The following is a 208-nucleotide window of genomic DNA, read 5'->3' as shown; positions in this document are numbered from 1 at the left end:
AAGCCGATCATCGCAGCAGCCTGTCCAGCACCTGCGCCAATAGGTCCCGATCGACATCGCCTTCGACGCGAAGTTTCGCACGGCCCACCGTCAACTCCAGCATGACCGCCGGACGATGATCACCGCCGGCCAACGGCTGTGCTGGTTGATCAACGATGGTCACCGGGACCAACGCGGGAGCAGTAGCCTGTGCCACAGGAAGCTGATT

Annotated in this window: 1 protein-coding gene; it reads right to left on the bottom strand. The window is 62.0% G+C overall.

The genetic code is table 11. The annotated features are described in order from the left end of the window. Positions 1-7 precede the first annotated feature (7 nt). Positions 8-208, bottom strand: a 201-nt coding sequence (locus AC6H42_RS00540; protein ID WP_497547133.1) for a hypothetical protein, incomplete at its 5' end; no start/stop codon positions are given.

Source organism: Massilia sp. NBRC 108631 (genome assembly GCF_059704565.1).
Note: the sequence above shows the minus strand (reverse complement) of the source record. Positions and strands in the feature narration are given on the sequence as shown.